Source organism: Streptomyces sp. NPDC043878, assembly GCF_056435735.1.
Genome location: NZ_JBWKDW010000001.1, coordinates 219,608 through 236,674 on the forward strand (window position 1 = coordinate 219,608; position 17,067 = coordinate 236,674).

Genomic DNA, 17,067 nt, shown 5'->3' on the forward strand with positions numbered 1-17,067 from the left:
GTCACGACAGCCCCTATGAGCGGGGTGCCGGCCGTAGCTGTTTGACCAGGTGGAAGCACTCAACAGGGCTGACACCGCACGGCGCGGCGAACGACGCCTCGCTGTCCAGCCGTTCCGGGTTGTCCCCCACCGTGATCAGCAAGGCGACGGCCGTGTCCGGGCCGATCCCCACCACGTCGAGCAGCTGCGGGGCATGGCATTCCACGAGCCGGGCCAGACCAGCGTCCACGTCCCGGATCTGCTCGGAGAGCCGGCCGATCCGGTGAGCAGCGACGGCGAGGAACCACCACGATGACCGCTCCGTGGGAGCGGTCATCGTGGTGGTTCCTCGCCGTCGAAGCCGGGCTTGCGCGACAGGCACTACCCACACGCCAGCGTGGGCAGCCCCCAGTCACCATGGTCGCTGCCGTTGCCGTCGCCGCCGTCGCCGACCTTGAGTTCGATCACCTGGGCGCCACTGACGTCCACGTCGATCGGCACGGCAGCTTGTTTGCCGTGGATCGTCGGCGTGGTCACCAATGTCTTGCCGTCGGCCGTCACGGAGAACGTCACGGTTCCCGCACCGCTGGTCTCGTCGTCCACACCGACCTCGGCCGTCAACCGCGAGCAGTTCCCCGCGAGATAGAGCTCGATGTCGCTGTCCGCGTTGGTGCCCAGGCCCTTGGCGTAGCTCGCGCCGGCGATGCTGATCGGACGGCCGTCGCCGGCTGCCTGCTCGCCGACGCTGGTGTCACGCTCGACCGGACCCCACCCATTGGTGGACGAGAAGAACGGCAGGTCGCTCACTGCGTTCTTCCCCGCCGGTGGAGCAGGCGGTATCGCGCCGACGATGCGCTCGTCCGTGCCGGTGGCCTGCCGTCCGTTCTGCCGGTAGTGGACTGTCGCGGTGAGTGCCGAGGCGGACGGCAGCTTCCCCGTCTGCGGCTGGACCTTCCAGGTGAAGGTGGCCGACTGGCCGGGGTGCAGGCGTTCGACCGACGCGGGGCTCACGGCGCTCACGTCCCAGCCGTCGGGCGCGGCGAGCGAGGCCGTCAGCCGGGAGGCGGACGGTTTGTCCTTCGGTACCCGCACCGTCGCCTCGGCCGTGAAGGTCCGCCCCGACTGGGCGGTGTCGGGCACGTCGAGGGTGACGTCCGCTCCCGGTCGCTTCGGCATCGCGTACGTGTGGGCGTCGTAGCGGGGGCTGTCGTTCTGCGCGACGTGCAGGGACGAGGCGTAGCTGCCGTACTTGGTGAGCGACACCTTGCCGAGGCCGCCGGTGCTGCCGTCCAGGTTCCATACGGCAATGGCGATGCTGTTGCGGCCGTTCGGGTTCAGGATCCCGTTCGGCACCGGGAACGTGTGCTGCGGCCCGAGGTAGTTGACGTAGTTGCCGACCTGCCAGCCGTTCACGAAGATCGTGGCCCGGTACTTGCGTGACGGGTCGTCGGTGAACGTCAGCCCGAGCGACGTGTCCTGGCCGTGCGGCAGGTCCAGGGCGACGTCGGAGCGGTACCAGGAGACCCCGGGACGGGTGTCGGTCGTCGGAAGGGAGGTCTTCTTCCACTTGCCGTCCGGGTAACCGGGCAGGGACCAGCCGGCCCGCTCGCCGTACAGGCCGCCCGTCGAGAGCGGCCCGCGCACCGTGTCCCGCAGGTCCTCGCCGCCGCGTACGCCCTGCAGCCGCCACGTGACGGCGGTCAGCGGTGCCCCGGCGAGGGAGGCGCTCGTCAGTCCTCGCGCTGTCTTGTTGCCGTTGGTCGAGTTGTAGTCCTCCTCGTGTCCCATGTTCACGGTGAGCACGGAAATGACGTTGTCACCCTTGGAGTTGAGCACATGGGCCGGGAAGGTGAAGTCGGCCCTGCCCGTGGTGGAGCTGCCCAGGAAGGTGCCGTTGAGCCAGGCGGAGAGGGCCTGCGCCCCTCCGCCGGAGTCCGAGACCAGGCGGACGCCGGTCTCCTTGCCGGTGGCGTGAAGGCGGCCGCGATACCACGTGTTGCCGGTGTGGAAGCCGTAGTCGTCCGCGTAGAGCACCGGCGGCGCGTTGACGCCGGAGACGCTGTTGGTGGTCGTCTTGTCGGCCACCTGCCAGCTGGTGTCGTCGAAACCGGGGGCCGCTTCGGGCGACTCCTCGCTGTGCTTCCAGTCGGTGAGTGCCGGCAGGTGTACCGGGGCTGCCGTCGGGATCTTCCCGGCGAGGCTCCCCGTGCCGCCGGCCCCGGTGCCGACGATCCGGCCGTTCCAGGTGATGTGGTGGGCGGAGGTGAACACCTCGATGTTCTTGTCGTCGGCGTTGTCGCCGGTGAGTGCCAGGGTGCGGCCGCCGTTCAGGCTGGTCGCCGTCCGCAGCAGGTGGCTGCCGCGCACGAGGACAGGGCCGGCCGCTGTGTCCTGACGCCAGAAGGTCTTGGCCGTGGCCTTGTCGCCGACGAGCAGTTCGAGCGGGCGCTGTCCGCTGCCGGTGATGCTGACGCGGATCAGGTCCCTGTGCGTGTAGTTCAGCCGAAGGTCGCCGGTGGCCGCGTCCCAGGTTGTCGTGACCGGGCCGCCACTGGAGGTCACCGTCGGCTTGGAGGCGTAGCGCAGCACGGTCTCGCCGTCGCTGCCCGCATCGCCGTAGAGCACGGCGACGTCCCGGTCACCGATGGTCGCGCTGGTCATGATCTCCGAGGTCGAGTACTGCAACTGTGATTCGCCGAGCCGGTAGTTGGCCACGATCACGTGTGAGTCGCGTCCGTCGAGCGTGATCGCGGTGCCCGGCTGCTGGGGCACGACCGGGTAGGTCGGCTGCGCGGCGGCGGTACCCGTCGGCACGTCGATGGCGTCGATGGCCACGTAGTTGTCGGTGGAGCCCGAGCTGTGACCGCCGTCTACGACGATCTTCAGGGTGTGCGCTCCGTCCGGAAGGCCGGTCTTCTGGAAGACCACTGCCTGGTTCTCGCTGCCGGAGTCGTCGACCGTCGCGACCTTGGTGCCGTCGAGATAGACGTCGGCATTGCCATGGTTGTTGGTCTTCGAGCCGATCCAGCGGATCGCGGTGCCGTCGAAGGGTACGGTGACCGAGTCACCGGCCTTGCTGGAGAAGGACTCGGTGTGCTTGTAGTCGCCGGCGGTGTAGCTCTGGTCGGCCACGTGCGACCACGAACCGGTGTACTGCAGCGCTGAGTCGGGGTCGTCCCACGTGTAGGTGGTGTCGGCGGAGGGCTGGGCGTTGAAGTCCACCGCGATGTGGGTCTTGTCGACCGCGGTGGACGTGGAGTTGCCGTGCCGCAGGACGTGGAACTGCGTCTTTGTGTCGGGGTTCATCCGGGCGGTGTCCACGACCGCGGAGTCGTCGGGCGGTGTGGCCCTGATCGTCTCGGTCTTGGTCAGCGGTGCGACCGACTGTGTGAAGTACCCGATCAGCTTGTCCTCGTCGTACTTCGGGTCGAGCTGGCGGTTCTCGCGGATCGCGGCGCCGTAGTCGTAGGACGTGTAGTTCTGCGGCATGCCCAGCCAGCCCCAGTTGGTGCCGCCGTAGGTCATGTAGAAGCTCTGCGCGGTGGCGCCGACGGCTATGTTCTGCTTGTAGAACACGTTGGCGAACTGGTCGTTGATCAGCTGGGCGCACTTGTCGTAGCCCGGCCCGCCCCAGGGGTCGAAGGCGCCGCCCTGGAACTCCGGCGAGTACAGCGGCCTGCCGGCGGGGTGGTCGTAGCCGAGGTCTGGAACACCGTTCCACCTCGAGGGGTTCGAGCAGTCGAAGCCCTGCGGGTAGGAGTCGGGGCCGTCGACGTCCAGGGCGCCGGTACCGGAGTTGAAGGTGCCGTTGTTGTTGCCGGTCAGCGGGACCGTGATGCCGTCGGCGCGGGCCTTGTCCTCCAGGTGCTTCATGTAGGAGTGGCCGGCGGCCGAGCCGTTGTAGTACTCGTTCTCGACCTGGTAGGCGATGACGGAGCCGGTCCCGTTGGTCAGTTGGTGGCGGGCGATGATCCGGTCGATCCGGGTCAGCCATTCGTCCGCGTACTTCAGGAACCGCGGATCGTCACTGCGGTTGTTCCCCGCCTTGGTGGTCAGCCAGCCGGGCAGGCCCCCGCTGTCGACCTCCGCGTTGATGTACGGCGCCGGGCGGGCGATGACGTAGAGCCCGGCCTCCTCGGCCATGTCGAGCAGCTTGTCGACGTCACGCACCCCGCTGAAGTCGTACACACCCGGCTTCGGCGAGTGGTATCCCCAGTCGAAGTACAGCGACGTGGAGTTGAAGCCTGCGGCCTTCATCTTCTGGAAGATGTCGCGCCACAGGTCCGGGCTCGGGAGCCGGAAGTAGTGGAACTCGCCGGACCACAGGTAGGTCCGCTTGCCGTCGACGAGGAACGAGTAGCCGTCGATACTCACCGTGTGCGCCCGCGGACTGACGGCGGGCGCGGCGGCGGGCGCCTGTGCGCCGACGTCCCGCGCCGCCGCGGTGGGCGCGCTCATGCCCGCGGCCAGGGCGATGGTCGCGGCGGTCGCGAGGACCGCCCTCCACCGTCTCCCCCGGCCGGGCCTCGTACCTTCTGAACTGATCTGATTACCCCGCACTGCGGCCCTCCATACGGCCCGAATGATCAGTACCAAACAGACTCAGGCAAAGTCGAACAGTAGGGCCGCACAAGGCTCAACACAATGGGGCGGGAAAGGACAGATGAGAAGGGCGGGGCTGCAAATACCCTGCACGCAGGGCTGGTTGCCCGGCTTGCGCGCAGCCACGGCCGAGCGCCGTCTCACATACCGCCTTCGACAAAGCACTTTCGGCCGGCAGGTCCATAAGTCTGACCTGGACCTACGCCCCCACCATGGGTCAACTGGGCGCCCTTGGACGGTTTCCACGACATGTGCCATGTGGCAGCGAGGGAGCATCCCAGGACCAGGACCGGAGCCTGTTCTGGCCCGTCAAAGCGGTATTGCAAGGTTTCGACGTTCTTCAAACTCACCCGCTCGCGCTCCCCCATCTCGCACTCTCTTCGTGAGCGGGGGCGGGGTAGCTCGCCAGACCTCCCCACGTATCCGCGGCCGGACGAAGATCCTCCACATCCGGCTTCACCTACCAGCGCTTCGTGGTCCTGACGTTGGTGTGCCCTGCCCACCGGGCCAGGAGGTGATCCGGCACCCCGTTGTTCGCGAGGTACGTGAAGCAACTCGCGCGCTGGCTCTCGCGTCGGTTCCCCGACAGGTGTCAGGCAGCGATCCTGTCCCGGGGGGTGCGCTGACCTCGCACGGTATCCACAACCTTCCTTCAGGACTACGCTGTTGAGTGAACCCCGGTCCCCGGTATCGATGCTGTCTCCAGCTCCCGGGGAGGCCCACTGTGTTCGTTCTGCTTCTCAGCCTGATCGTGGCCCTGTTCGGCCTCGATTTCCTTCACCCGTTCCGGTGGCCGGCCGCCGCGTTGCACGTCTTCGCCGCCGCCACGGCCGCGATCGTGGCGGCGGCGGTGGCGGTCCAGCGGCATACCGGGACTACGGGGAGCGGCGGGATCGTCAGGAACGCGGGGACCGCCGCTACAGCCGCCAGCACCAGGCGCGTTGGGGGCGCGAGGACCGTCGGGACCGCGAACACCGCCGGTGACCCGTGAAGGGGACCGGCAACCAGGAGGGTTGCGGAACCGCTTCCACCAGACCGGACCCATTCAGCCAGTTGAGAGGTACACCATGCCACGTACAACCGTGCTCCAGGAGGACTGGTGGAACCTGCGGGCGGAGGCCACGTGGGGGAACCCGGCGACGGGAGAGGACGTCGAGGTCCTGCGCGCCCAGAACGATCAGCTGCGGCGGGCGCTGGCCGGCCGCGCGGTCATCGACCAGGCCCGCGGCATGGTCATGGTCCTGACCCCCTGCACCCGCGGGGCGGCCAGGGGTCTGCTCGTGAACGTCTCACGGCACTGCGACACCAAACTCCCCGAGGTGGCCGCGGCCATGGTCGCCGCCTGGGAGGGCAAGCCGCTCCCGGGCCGGATGCAGCGGGCACTGCGACGTACGCTGCGCGACTTTCACGCACAGAGCCAGCAGTGCAACACGCGGCGGCCCGGCAGGTCGTCCAGGTAAGGAGAAGTCATGATGCACGCAGCCGACATCCGGGAATAGCGCGCCCGCGCCACACTGGCCGCCCGCCGCGAAGCGACCGGCGCCACGGCGGCACAGTCGCCCGACGCCGTTCAGCGGGCACTGGCGAAGCGGCCCCCCGCCCATCGGCGAACAGGAGGTGTGACGCAGCGCACCCTGATCGGACGATGACTCCGTTCGTGCCCCTCGGTCATACCATCGACAACACCGAAGCAACGCAACGGACAGACAGGACGACTGCCATGACCGCCACCGCGAAGGGCCCTGCCAGCTACTTCCCTTCCATCGAGAAGAAGTACGGTCGGCCGATTGCGGAGTGGAAGGAACTGATCCGCTCCTCCCCTCTGCCCAAGCACATGGAACTCGTGAACTGGCTCAAGGCCGAGCACGGGCTGGGTCACGGTCACGCCAATGCCCTCGTCGCGCACACCCTCGCCGAGCAGTCCGGCAACTGAGCTGCCACGCATGGGAGCACATGGCATGGGGTGCTCCGAGCGCGCCTCGTCAACGACGGGGTGCGCTCTCGTGTCGTGACCGGAGTGGGTCGGGGCCTGCCCTCGTCCTGTTGCACGGACCGCGCATGGGTGACGGCGGAGCATCAGGGACAGGCCCTGCTCCACCGCGTCGACTCCGCAGTCAGCCTCACCGACACCGACCTCGCCGCGCTCGACGACCGGCTACAGGACGTCTCCGGAGCCTCGTGGTCCACAGAATCCGACAATTGCTCCGCTTCGGCGTCGCGGCATCCGAGGCCGCCCTGGACGCGCCCACGTCGGCTCCCGCTTCTGACACAGGGAACAGAACCGTCCAACCGCCCCTGGGCCCAAGCCCCTCGGACAACCCGCACAGGTGCACATCCGCCGGGCCGTTCCTGGTCGGACGTCGGTACGTCGCGTTGCCCGCTCAGGTGACATCGCGGAACCGCCGCACAGCAGCGCAGTGACGAGAACGTCCGTGCACCCCGGCACGTTCGGCACTCAGCGGACCGGCGTGGACCGCACGGCCCGGGTGACCCACAGCAGGACGAGCGCGGCGGCCTGGACGCCGGCGACGACGACGATCAGAAGGGGGACGGAGACGTCGTAAAGGACCCCGGCCAAGGCGCCGCCGACCAACGCGGCCGCACCCATGATCCCGGCGAAGACGCCGTACGCGGTGGCCCGGCGGCCCACGGGTACGAGGTCGGCGACGGTGGCACGCAGCGTGGACTCCTGCACCCCGACGGCGGCGCCCCACACCAGCGCACCCGCCACGGCGACCCACACCGTGTCGGTGAAGGCCAGGGCCGGAACCGCGGCGGACAGCAGCGGCAGGACGACCAGGACCTGGGCGCCGAACCGGTCGTACAGCCAGCCCGTGGCCAGCGCCGCCACCGCGTCCGCGGCCATGGCCGCCGCGTACAGCACCGGCACCATCGCGGTCGGCATCAGGTGGCGGACGACCAGGTGGTAGGAGAGCACACCGAAGGTGGCGAAACCGGTCAGGGTCACGGCGGTGAAGACCGCGTAGGCCCAGAAGGCCCGCGGCAGCTTCCTCCCGCGGGACCCGGCAGGAGACGGCTTGCCGGGCGCCGCCGCGCCGATGGTGGTCTCGTAGCCGACCGGATCGGGAACCCTGGCACGCAGCCAGAGCAGCAGCGCGACGGCGGCCACGCCGGGCAGCGCGAGCACCCCGAGCGCCGGGGCGTAGTCGTCGCCGGTGAGGGCGAGGACCCCGGCCACCGTGAGCGGACCGACAAGCGCGCCGACCTGGTCCATCGCCTCGTGGACCGCGAAGCCGCGGCCCCGTCCGGTGGCGGCGGTGGCGTGCGAGAGCAGCGTGTCCTTGGCCGGGGAGCGCACGGCCTTGCCGACGCGTTCCGCGATCACCAAAGTGCAGGCCACCCACAGCACTCCGGTCAGGCCGAGCACCGGGACGGTGACCGCGGTCAGCACGTACCCGGCGATCGTCCACGCCCAGAAGCGGCGGCTGCGGTCGGCCAGTGGTCCCGAAGCCAGGCGCAGTCCGAGCGCGGCGGCCTCGCCCGCCCCCGTGACCACGCCGACCACGGCCGCGGAGGCGCCCAGGTGGGCGAGCAGCGGGCCGGTGACGGAGCGGGCGCCCTCGTAGACGAAGTCCATCAGCAGACTGACGCCCCCGAACACCAACACGAACCGCCACGCCGAGAGCCCCCGGGCATGTTTGTCCAACGGTTCGGGCGTGGCAGACGTGGTGCGGGCGGGCTTCACGAACTCCTCCCCAGGGTGTCGCGTGCCCGGCAGGCCGGACATGGCCTCGTGAACATCGGCCCACCTCCTGGTGGCGCTCTCATCCTCGCCGGACGAATCCGGCAGACGGCATCCTCTCGCGACACGTCGTGGCGGTCAGGTGCCGAGGTGGGCCCAGGACGCTCTCCCGCGCCTGCCGAGCGTGGCGCATTTCGCCCTCAGTCGGCCCGTTCGTACCCGCCCGTCTCCGGAGGCAGGGCCGCAGACCGGGCGAGCCTGCGGCGCTCCTGAGCGTGGGCGTACCCCGTCAGACCGACCAGTACGGCCAACAGCACGGCCGACGAACCGGCCGTACCGAGGTCGAGACCGCCCTTGGCGACCGGCTTGGTCAGGAAGTCGCCGGCTGTCGCGCCGAGCGGGCGGGTCAGCACGAAGGCGATCCAGAACTGGTCGCGGCCCGCTGCTGCCGGGCGGCAACGTCCAAGTCGGTGAGGACTTCAGGATGCTCCACGGGCGGACACTCCTGTTCGTGGGGGTGTGAAAGGGCACCCGTCTCCGCGCGACGGGTGCCCTGCGACACACGGGCCGACCGCAGGGGCCGGCCGTGGTGTCCGGCCTTGTCGGTGATCGCCTGAACGCTTCCCGAACGCCTTCCGAGCCGTTTAGGCCGCCTGCCGCGTCACGCGCGCAGGGTCCGCGACGTCCTTGCGGGTCACCATCAGGTACACCACCAGGCCGAGGATGACCGCCAGGAAGAGCCCGCTGGTGATGACGGTGCCGAACCCGAGGCCGCCGTCGCCGGTCGGCTGGGAGAGGTAGTCGCCGATCGAGGCGCCGAGCGGGCGGGTGAGGATGTAGGCGATCCAGAAGCTCCACACCGCGTCCAGGCCCAGCGCGAAGTGCGCGATCGCCACGGCGGCGATGGCCAGTGCGAACAGGACCGCCGCGAGCCAGTAGCCCAGGTCCATGCGCTCGGAGACCAGATCGCCGCCCGCCGTTCCCAGGGCGAAGGTGAACAGCACGGCCAGCCAGTAGTACGCCTCGCGGCTGGTGGTGTCGATGCTGTGGATGGAGAGGGTGCGCTCGCGCCGGTACCAGACGACGAACACGACGGCGAGAAGGACGGCGAACACGGTGGTGGTCGTCTCCAGCGGCACGCCCATGTTGTCGGTGAGGTTGTCGCTGATCAGTGTGCCGACGACGCTGATGAGGGCGACGGCGAGCCAGTACACGCCCGCGCGGTAGGCAGTCGTACGGAACTGCACGACCAGGACGACCGCGAGCAGCGCGCTCATCAGGACCGACACGCCGGTCAGGCCCAGGCCGGCCTTCTCGTTGAGCAGGTCGGCCGCGGTCTCGCCGACCGTCGTGCACAGCACCTTGATGATCCAGAAGTAGGCGGTGACCTCGGGCACCTTGTTCCAGCGCAGCCGGTGGGAGGGGCGCGCGGAGGCACTCGTGCCCGGTTCGGCCTCAGGAGTCTCGGAGAGTTCGTAGGTCATGAGGCAGGACGCTGTCAGTGAATACCTGAACGCATCCTGACTGCCGCGCGGCTTTCCCGGCCCGCCGGGTGCGGCCTGATCACGATGGGCCCATGCACACCCGCGCCGCGTCCTGGCTGCGGCACCGGCTCGGCCGCGTCGTCGTCATGTCCTACGCCCTCGCTCTGCTGCTGCCCGGACCCGGCCTGTGGCTGCGCCGCCCCCACCCGTTACCGCTACCGCCGACGCATCTGACGCTGCACACGGCACCGCTTCTGCTGTCACTGGTCCTGTTCTCGGCCGGGCTCCAGATCCCCGTACGCGCGCTGGGCCGCCTGCTGCGGCGGCCTGAGGCGCTGCTCGCCGGGCTCGTGCTGCACCTCGCGATCCCGCTGGCTGTCGTGCCGGTCGTCGCGTTCCTGCTGCGGCGCACCCCTGACACCGACGGCGGCAGCGGACTGCTCACCGCGATGATCCTCGTCGTGGCGATGCCCGTCGCCGCGGGGGCCACCGTGTGGACCGACAAGGGCGACGGCGACCAGCCGACGATGGTGGGCCTCGTGCTGGCCTCCACCCTCCTCAGCCCGCTGACCACCCCCGTGCTGCTGCAGACCCTGGCGCCGCTGCTCAGCGGCGGCTACGCGCACACCCTCGCCGCCACCGGCCGGCTGGCCGAGGGCGGATTCGCCCTCACCGCCGTGGTCCTTCCCTGTGCGGCGGGCCTGCTGGGCGCGCTCGTCCTGCCCGCGCGCCCGCTGCACCGCCTCCAGCTGACGGTGACGCCCCTGGCCCTGACCGGCTCACTGCTGCTGACCTACGTCAACGCCAGCGGCGCCCTCGGCTCCGTCCTGAACCGGCCCCGCCCTCTGCTGTTCGCCGCCGCCCTGGCCGTGGCGGCCCTGGTCTGTCTGCTCTCCTTCGCCCTCGGCCGGGCCGCCGCCCGCGTCCTGCGACTGGAGGCGGGCACCGCCTCGTCGCTGACGCTCGCCTGCGGCATGAACAACAGCAGCGCGAGCGCGGTCCTGATCACCGCGTCCCTGCCCGACAAACCGCACCTGCTGCTGCCGGTCCTCGCCTACGGGCTGCTGCAGAAGACCGCCGCGAGCCGCATCGTCACCGGCCTCCGGCGCGACCCCGCTCCTACGGCAGGCGCCTGAACGGTCCTCAGCCGCGGTCCCCGGGGCCGGCCTCCTCCTGGTGTACCGGGACGAGCAGAGTGAACGTGGCACGGCGGCGGCCGGTCAGGGAGAGTCTGCCGCCCAGAGAGACGGCCAGGTCGCGGGCGAGGGACAGGCCGATGCCGGAGCCCGGCGCCGCACCGGTGTGACCGCGGTCGGACAGCCGGGCCGCCTCACCGTCCACGGCGCCCTCGTCGGTGACGTCGAAGCCGACGGCTTCGCCGAGGTCGCGGGCGGTGAGCCGTACGGTGCCACGCCCGTGGACGCGGGCGTTGTCCAGCAGGACGCCGAGGATCTCGGTGACGGGGGCGCCGGGGACGCGGACGTCGTCGGCTGCCTCGAGGGTCCCGCACTCCAGGCGTCTGCCGTCGCGGGCGAACAGTCCGTGCCAGCGCTCCTCGGTCTCCTCCAGCAGCCGAGCCACCGAGGTGTCCGGCGCGGGCCGACGCGGCAGTCCGTGGGAGCGGGACAGGCGCAGCACCTCCTCCACCGTCCCGTGCAGGCGGCGCGTGGCGGCCAGGGCCTCCACCAGGGCGGGCCGCAGCCGGGCGTCGTCCTCCTGGGCGATCCCCGCCTCCAGGGTGAGCTGCAGCCCGGTCAGCGGGGTGCGTAGCTGATGGGAGGCGTTGACAGTGAAGTCCCGCTCGTGGCGCAGGAGTTCGGTCAGGCTGTGCAGCATCTCGTTGTGGGTGCGTGCGACCTGGTCGATCTCGGCGACACTGCTGGGCGCGGCCCTGGCGCTCAGGTCGCCTGCGGTGACCGCCCGGCAGTGCCGGGAGAGGTCCTCCAGCGGCGCGGCCAGCACGCGCGCCTGGCGGCGGGCGACGAGGACGGCCACCGTGAGCGCGAGGGCGCAGACACCGGCGAGGACCGTCCAGGCGAGCAGGACACGGTCGCGTACGGCGGACGCCGGCGAGGAGGCCCGTACGACGCCGATCACCCGCTCGGCGTGCGACACGGGCACCGCGACGACCAGGTCACCGCCCGACCGGCCGCGTTCCACCTCCGAGGCCAGAGCCCGTCGCACGGCCGTGTCGCCGGTGCGGGGGCCGGCGCCTGCCCGCAGCCGCAGTGCGGGGTCGTACAGGCCGAGGCGTCCGCCGGTCGGGGGCGCGGGCAGTTCCACGGGGTCGCCGGTCGTGTAGTCCGGGCTGACGCGCACGGCGCCGGACAGGGCCGCCCGTTCCAGGGTGTCGCGCTGGTCGGCGTACAGGGACGACCTGATCGCGAGGGCCAGCGGGACGGCGAGGAGGACGACGGCGACCAGGGCGGCGGTGAGGGCGACTCGCACCACGCGCTGTCTCATGCCCCCATCTTGCGGGCCCCCCATGGGGCCGGAAGCGGTCCGCCACGCGCTTTTGCCGTCGTCTAACCGTCGGCGTGCGGGGCGTTAACCGACGGCTCCCTAGCGTCGGGGCATGACCGGAAGTCAGCTCCTCGGCAGTTCCCCGGGAGGGCAGCAGGCATGTCGTACGTACGCAATTCAGCAGGTGTCGTCGCGGTGACGGTGTTCGCCGCGGTGATCGCCGGGTGCTCCGGATCGTCGTCCGGGGCGCATTCCGGCTCGGGTTCGACGGCCCCGGCCCAGGCGACCCCGGCCCCCACCGAGTCGAACCCGCCCGGGGACATCCCCGACAACCAGGTGTTCGTGGCCTACCGGCCCACCGGCGGTTTCACCGGGTTCACGGTGAAGGTGCCGGAGGGCTGGGCCCGCACCGACAAGGGCGGTACGACCGTGTTCACGGACAAGTTGAACAGCGTCACGATCACGACGGCCACCGCCTCCACCGCCCCGACCGTCACCTCTGTCAAGAACACCGTCGTCCCGCAACTGAACGGCCAGGTACAGAAGTTCGCATCGCCGAAGGCGTCGCAGGCGACCCGGAAGGCGGGCCCTGTCGTCCTTCTCACCTACCAGGGCGACTCGGCCAAGGACCCGGTCACCGGCAAGGTGGTGCGCGACGCGTTCGAGCGGTACGCCTTCTACCGGCAGGGCCATGAGGTGGACCTGACCCTGTCCGGCCCCGTCAACGCCGACAACGTCGATCCGTGGCGGACCGTCAGCGACTCGTTCGCGTGGCGGTGAGTGCGATGCCCGCCGGACCGTCGGACGACGACGTGGTGCTGGCCGCCCGGGAGCTGTACCGCTTCTACCGGGCCGGTGAGGAGGAGACGCTCGCGTTGCGCGGGGTGTCGCTGCGGGTGCGGCGCGGAGAGACGGTCGCCGTCGTCGGCCCGTCGGGGGCGGGCAAGTCGACCCTTCTGGCGTGCCTTGCAGGTCTCGACGAGCCGTCGGGCGGCGAGGTCCGGGTGGCGGGCGTGCGCATCAGCCACCGGCCCGAGACCGAACGCGCCCGGCTGCGCGCCCGGCACGTGGGGGTGCTCCTGCAGTCCCGCAACCTGCTGCCACATCTGGCCGTGCGCGACAACATCCGGCTCGCCCAGCACGCGGTGCGCGGCCGCCCCGCCGTGCGGGCCGAGGCGCTGCTGGAGCAGGTGGGGCTCGGGCGGCGGGCGGGTGCGCTGCCGCGGCAGCTGTCCGGCGGTGAGCTGGCCCGCGCGGGGCTGGCTGTCGCGCTGGCCAACTCCCCGGCGGTGCTGCTGGCCGACGAGCCGACCGGTGAACTCGACCGCGACACCGAGGAGTTGGTGCTGCGGATGCTGCGGGACCGGGCGGCGGACGGCTGCGCGGTGCTGATCGTGACGCACAGCGCGGAGGCGGTAGGGGGCGCCGACCGCGTGATCACGCTGGACGACGGCCGGGCCTACGACGGACACAGGGGAACCGCTCATGTGAGGGAGCTCGGTCATGTCGCGCGATGACCTGCTGGTCTCCTGCGCGGGCGTCGCGCTCACCTTCGGCCGGGGTCCTACCGCGGTGGTGGCCGTGCACGGCGCCGACCTGGACATCCGCTCCGGGGACCGGCTTGCGGTCGTGGGCCCGTCGGGGTCGGGGAAGTCGTCCCTGCTGCATCTGCTGGCCGGGCTCGAACGCCCCACCGGTGGCACGATCACCCGGCCCGGACTGGACGGACCACGGGACATCGGGCTGGTCTTCCAGGCCGACAGCCTCATCCCCACTCTGGACGTCAGGGAGAACACCGCGCTGCCGCTCGTCCTGGCCGGCCGGCCGGAGACGGAGAGGAGTCGGCCGGTCGCCGAGGCGCTCGGCGTGGTCGGCGCGGCGGGGCTGGCCGACCGGCTGCCCGACGAGATCTCCGGAGGTCAGGCCCAGCGGGTGGCCGTGGCCCGCGTGCTGGCGCAGGCGCCGCGGCTGATCCTCGCGGACGAGCCCACCGGCCGCCTCGACCACGCCACCGGCGCCCGGGTCCTGGACGCCCTGCTGGCGGCGGCCGACCGGACGGGCGCCGCCCTTGTCGTCACCACCCACGACCCGGCCGTCGCCGCCCGGCTCACCGTGCGGCGGGGCATGCGCGACGGCCGGCTGCTCGCACCCGAAGCAGCGGACGCGCCGGACCCACGAGGGAGCCTGTCATGATCACCGCATGGGCGGGGGGACTGGCCAGGCAGCGCATCGGACGGCTCCTCGGCGCTGTCGCCGGGATCGCGCTCGCCGTCGCCCTGGTCGCCGCGCTCGGTTCCTTCCTCACCGCGTCCAAGGCGACGATGACCCAGCGCGCGGTCCGCTCGGTCGCCGTGGACTGGCAGGTCGAGGTGCAGCCGGGCGCCGACCCGAACGCCGTCGGGTCACTGGTGCGATCCACCCCTGGCACCCGGGCGGCGCTGCCCGTCGGTTTCGCCCGCACCACCGGCTTCACCGCCACCGTGGGGGGCAGCACCCAGACCACCGGCCCAGGCGTGGCACTGGGCCTACCGGCCGGCTACCGCGGCTTCTTCCCCGGCGAGCTGCGCACGCTCTCCGGCTCCGGCACCGGCGTCCTGCTCGCCCAGCAGACCGCCTCCAACCTGCACGCGGCCCCCGGCGACACCATCGGCCTACGGCTGCCCGGCGCCGGGCTGCGGCAGGTGCGGGTGGACGGCGTGGTCGACCTGCCCCAGGCCGACTCGCTGTTCCAGAAGGTCGGCGCGCCCACGCAGTCCCAGCCGGCCGCTCCCCCGGACAACGTGGTTCTCCTGCCCGCCTCCCGTTTCACGTCCCTCACCCGGGGAGCCTCCGACGTCACCACGCAGATCCATGTGGCCCGTGACGCGAAGCTGCCGTCCGACCCGGCCGCCGCCTTCACCTCGGTCACCGGCGCCGCACACCACCTGGAGGCCAGGTCCGCCGGCACCGCGCTCGTGGGCGACAACCTCGGCGCGGCACTCGACTCCGCCCGCCAGGACGCCCTCTACGCCCAGATCCTCTTCCTTTTCCTCGGCTTCCCCGGCGCCGCCCTGGCCGCCGCCCTGACCGTGGCGGTCGCCTCGGCCGGCGGCGAACGGCGCCGGCGGGAGCAGGGCCTGCTGCGGCTGCGCGGGCTGCAGCCCCGTCAGATCACCGCGCTCGCGGGCCTGGAGGCCGTGCTGGTCGGCGTCGGCGGCGGCCTGGCGGGGCTCGGGCTCGCCGCGCTGACCGGACGCCTCGCCTTCGGCGCCACCTCCTTCGGGGCGAGCGCGGGCACCTGGGCGGCCTGGTACGCCATCGCGTTCCTCCTCGGCGTGGCCGTGGCCGCCGGCGCCGTGCTCGTGCCCGCCCTGCGGGATCTGCGCACGGTGACCGTCGCCGACACCAGGCGGGAGCCGCGCGGGTCACGTCCGCCCTGGTGGCTGCGGTACGGCCTGGACTTCGCGCTGCTGATCGGCTCCTGGCTGGTCTTCCGCGCCTCCTCCGGCAACCAGTACGCCCTCGTCCTCGCCCCGGAGGGCGTGCCCAGCGTCTCCGTCTCGTACTGGGCGTTCCTCGGGCCGGCCCTGCTGTGGCTCGGCGCGGCCCTGCTGCTCTGGCGGCTGACCCTGCTGGCCCTCGCCCACGGCCGCCCGGCGCTGGCCCGCCTCGCCCGGCCGCTGACCGCTACCCTCTCCGGAACCACGGCGGCCGTACTGTCCCGACGCCGGCGTCCGCTGGCCCGCTCGGTGGTGCTGCTCGCCCTCGCCGTGTCGTTCGCGATCTCCACGGCCGTCTTCAACTCCACCTACCGGCAGCAGTCCGAGGTCGACGCCCGGCTCACCAACGGCGCGGACGTCACCGTCACCGAACCGCCCGGCGCCCAGGTCCCGCCGAGCGCGGCAGTCACGTTGAAGGTCTCCGGCGTCCGGCACGTCGAACCCCTCCAGCACCGCTACGCCTATGTCGGCTCCGACCTCCAGGACCTCTACGGCGTCCGGCCCGCGACCGTCGCGGACGCGACCTCGCTCCAGGACGCCTACTTCTCGGGCGGCACGGCCGGACAGCTGATGGGGCGGCTCGCCCAGCGCCCCGACAACCTGCTGGTCAGCGCGGAGACCGTGCACGACTTCCAGCTCTCCCCCGGCGACACGGTCAACCTCCGCGTGCAGGACGCCCGCACAAAGGGGCTGCGCACCGCGCCCTTCCACTACGCCGGGATCGTCAAGGAGTTCCCGACCGCGCCGAAGGACAGCTTCTTCGTCGCCAACGCCTCCTACGTGGCGAAGGCGACCGGCAGCGACGCGGTCGGCGCCTTCCTGCTCGACACGGGCGGCAGCCACCAGCAGCAGATCGCCGCACATCTGCGCAAGCAGCTGGGCACCGGCGCCACGGTCACGGACCTGGCCCAGACCCGCGGCACCGTGGGCACCAGCCTCACGTCCGTCGATCTGGCCGGTCTCACCCGCGTCGAACTCGCCTTCGCCGTCCTGCTGGCCGCCGGGGCCGGCGGTCTGGTCCTGGCCCTGGGACTCGCCGAACGCCGCCGCACGTTCGCCATCGCCACCGTCCTCGGTGCCAGGAGCGGCCAGTTGCGCGGCATGGTCCTCACCGAGGCCCTGCTGCTGGCCACCGGCGGTCTGGCCGGGGGCGCCCTCATCGGGTGGGCGCTGTCCGAGATGCTCGTGAAGGTCCTGACGGGCGTCTTCGATCCGCCGCCCGCGCGCCTGTCGGTGCCGGGCGGCTACCTGTCCCTGACCGCGGGCGCGGCCGTCGTCGCCGTACTGGCCGCCGCGCTGAACGGCATCCGCAGCGCGGGCCGACCCGCCGTGGAGGAACTGCGTGACCTGTGAGCGG

The 17,067-nt window shown here is 71.5% G+C and carries 13 protein-coding genes; 7 read left to right on the top strand and 6 right to left on the bottom strand.

What is annotated here, in order from left to right; translation table 11 throughout:
- Nucleotides 1–13 precede the first annotated feature (13 nt).
- Both AC07AZ_RS00940 and AC07AZ_RS00945 read right to left on the bottom strand, forming a co-directional pair.
- Nucleotides 14–316, bottom strand: coding sequence for a transposase (locus AC07AZ_RS00940; RefSeq protein ID WP_478842384.1), 303 nt, complete (start codon nucleotides 314–316; stop codon nucleotides 14–16).
- Between the two features lie 44 nt (nucleotides 317–360).
- A complete protein-coding gene (locus AC07AZ_RS00945) occupies nucleotides 361–4,437 on the bottom strand; it encodes a beta-galactosidase (RefSeq protein ID WP_478842386.1) in 4,077 nt (1,358 codons plus the stop codon).
- A gap of 1,211 nt (nucleotides 4,438–5,648) precedes the next feature.
- Here AC07AZ_RS00945 and AC07AZ_RS00950 point away from each other — a divergent pair.
- The gene (locus AC07AZ_RS00950) at nucleotides 5,649–6,041 is read left to right on the top strand and encodes an ANTAR domain-containing protein (protein ID WP_478842388.1); all 393 of its coding nucleotides are present in this window, start codon (nucleotides 5,649–5,651) and stop codon (nucleotides 6,039–6,041) included.
- Between the two features lie 260 nt (nucleotides 6,042–6,301).
- On the top strand, nucleotides 6,302–6,514 hold the full coding sequence (locus AC07AZ_RS00955; protein WP_478842390.1) for a DUF4287 domain-containing protein: 213 nt from the start codon (nucleotides 6,302–6,304) through the stop codon (nucleotides 6,512–6,514).
- A gap of 522 nt (nucleotides 6,515–7,036) precedes the next feature.
- On the opposite strand, the gene AC07AZ_RS00960 is transcribed toward AC07AZ_RS00955, so the two are convergent.
- From AC07AZ_RS00960 to AC07AZ_RS00970, 3 genes are all read right to left on the bottom strand, one after another.
- Nucleotides 7,037–8,248 (bottom strand): MFS transporter, encoded by a 1,212-nt coding sequence (locus tag AC07AZ_RS00960; RefSeq protein ID WP_478842392.1) that lies wholly within the window; start codon nucleotides 8,246–8,248, stop codon nucleotides 7,037–7,039.
- Nucleotides 8,249–8,484: 236 nt separating this feature from the next.
- Complete coding sequence (locus AC07AZ_RS00965; protein WP_478843403.1) at nucleotides 8,485–8,706, bottom strand: hypothetical protein; 222 nt, start codon at nucleotides 8,704–8,706, stop codon at nucleotides 8,485–8,487.
- A gap of 222 nt (nucleotides 8,707–8,928) precedes the next feature.
- Nucleotides 8,929–9,768 carry a COG4705 family protein gene (locus tag AC07AZ_RS00970; RefSeq protein ID WP_478842394.1) on the bottom strand — a complete coding sequence of 280 codons (840 nt, stop codon included), beginning with the start codon at nucleotides 9,766–9,768 and terminating at the stop codon, nucleotides 8,929–8,931.
- Between the two features lie 92 nt (nucleotides 9,769–9,860).
- On the opposite strand from AC07AZ_RS00970, the gene AC07AZ_RS00975 reads away from it, so the two are divergent.
- Nucleotides 9,861–10,904 carry a bile acid:sodium symporter family protein gene (locus AC07AZ_RS00975; RefSeq protein ID WP_478842396.1) on the top strand — a complete coding sequence of 348 codons (1,044 nt, stop codon included), beginning with the start codon at nucleotides 9,861–9,863 and terminating at the stop codon, nucleotides 10,902–10,904.
- 7 nt (nucleotides 10,905–10,911) lie between these two features.
- Here the strand turns inward: AC07AZ_RS00975 and AC07AZ_RS00980 are convergent, their stop codons facing one another.
- Complete coding sequence (locus AC07AZ_RS00980; protein ID WP_478842398.1) at nucleotides 10,912–12,231, bottom strand: HAMP domain-containing sensor histidine kinase; 1,320 nt, start codon at nucleotides 12,229–12,231, stop codon at nucleotides 10,912–10,914.
- Between the two features lie 159 nt (nucleotides 12,232–12,390).
- Between AC07AZ_RS00980 and AC07AZ_RS00985 the strand changes: the two genes are divergently transcribed.
- Genes AC07AZ_RS00985 through AC07AZ_RS01000 form a run of 4 tightly spaced genes read left to right on the top strand, consistent with a single transcriptional unit; the run spans nucleotide 12,391 to nucleotide 17,063 of the window.
- Nucleotides 12,391–13,011 (top strand): hypothetical protein, encoded by a 621-nt coding sequence (locus AC07AZ_RS00985; protein WP_478842400.1) that lies wholly within the window; start codon nucleotides 12,391–12,393, stop codon nucleotides 13,009–13,011.
- A 5-nt stretch (nucleotides 13,012–13,016) separates the two neighbouring features.
- Complete coding sequence (locus AC07AZ_RS00990) at nucleotides 13,017–13,748, top strand: ABC transporter ATP-binding protein (RefSeq protein ID WP_478842402.1); 732 nt, start codon at nucleotides 13,017–13,019, stop codon at nucleotides 13,746–13,748.
- Nucleotides 13,735–14,424: an ABC transporter ATP-binding protein gene (locus tag AC07AZ_RS00995; protein WP_478842404.1), complete on the top strand. Its 690-nt coding sequence runs from the start codon at nucleotides 13,735–13,737 to the stop codon at nucleotides 14,422–14,424. The genes AC07AZ_RS00990 and AC07AZ_RS00995 overlap by 14 nt, the downstream gene beginning before the upstream one ends.
- Complete coding sequence (locus AC07AZ_RS01000) at nucleotides 14,421–17,063, top strand: ABC transporter permease (protein WP_478842406.1); 2,643 nt, start codon at nucleotides 14,421–14,423, stop codon at nucleotides 17,061–17,063. Before AC07AZ_RS00995 ends, AC07AZ_RS01000 begins: the two co-directional genes overlap by 4 nt.
- Nucleotides 17,064–17,067 lie beyond the last annotated feature (4 nt).

Bases quoted from the DNA above. Each gene is read 5' to 3' on its own strand.
- AC07AZ_RS00940 (WP_478842384.1), bottom strand. From the start codon at position 316: ATGACCGCTCCCACGGAGCGGTCATCGTGGTGGTTCCTCGCCGTCGCT.
- AC07AZ_RS00945 (WP_478842386.1), bottom strand. From the start codon at position 4,437: ATGAGCGCGCCCACCGCGGCGGCGCGGGACGTCGGCGCACAGGCGCCC.
- AC07AZ_RS00950 (WP_478842388.1), top strand. From the start codon at position 5,649: ATGCCACGTACAACCGTGCTCCAGGAGGACTGGTGGAACCTGCGGGCG.
- AC07AZ_RS00955 (WP_478842390.1), top strand. From the start codon at position 6,302: ATGACCGCCACCGCGAAGGGCCCTGCCAGCTACTTCCCTTCCATCGAG.
- AC07AZ_RS00970 (WP_478842394.1), bottom strand. From the start codon at position 9,768: ATGACCTACGAACTCTCCGAGACTCCTGAGGCCGAACCGGGCACGAGT.
- AC07AZ_RS00975 (WP_478842396.1), top strand. From the start codon at position 9,861: ATGCACACCCGCGCCGCGTCCTGGCTGCGGCACCGGCTCGGCCGCGTC.
- AC07AZ_RS00980 (WP_478842398.1), bottom strand. From the start codon at position 12,231: ATGAGACAGCGCGTGGTGCGAGTCGCCCTCACCGCCGCCCTGGTCGCC.
- AC07AZ_RS00985 (WP_478842400.1), top strand. From the start codon at position 12,391: ATGTCGTACGTACGCAATTCAGCAGGTGTCGTCGCGGTGACGGTGTTC.
- AC07AZ_RS00990 (WP_478842402.1), top strand. From the start codon at position 13,017: ATGCCCGCCGGACCGTCGGACGACGACGTGGTGCTGGCCGCCCGGGAG.
- AC07AZ_RS00995 (WP_478842404.1), top strand. From the start codon at position 13,735: ATGTCGCGCGATGACCTGCTGGTCTCCTGCGCGGGCGTCGCGCTCACC.
- AC07AZ_RS01000 (WP_478842406.1), top strand. From the start codon at position 14,421: ATGATCACCGCATGGGCGGGGGGACTGGCCAGGCAGCGCATCGGACGG.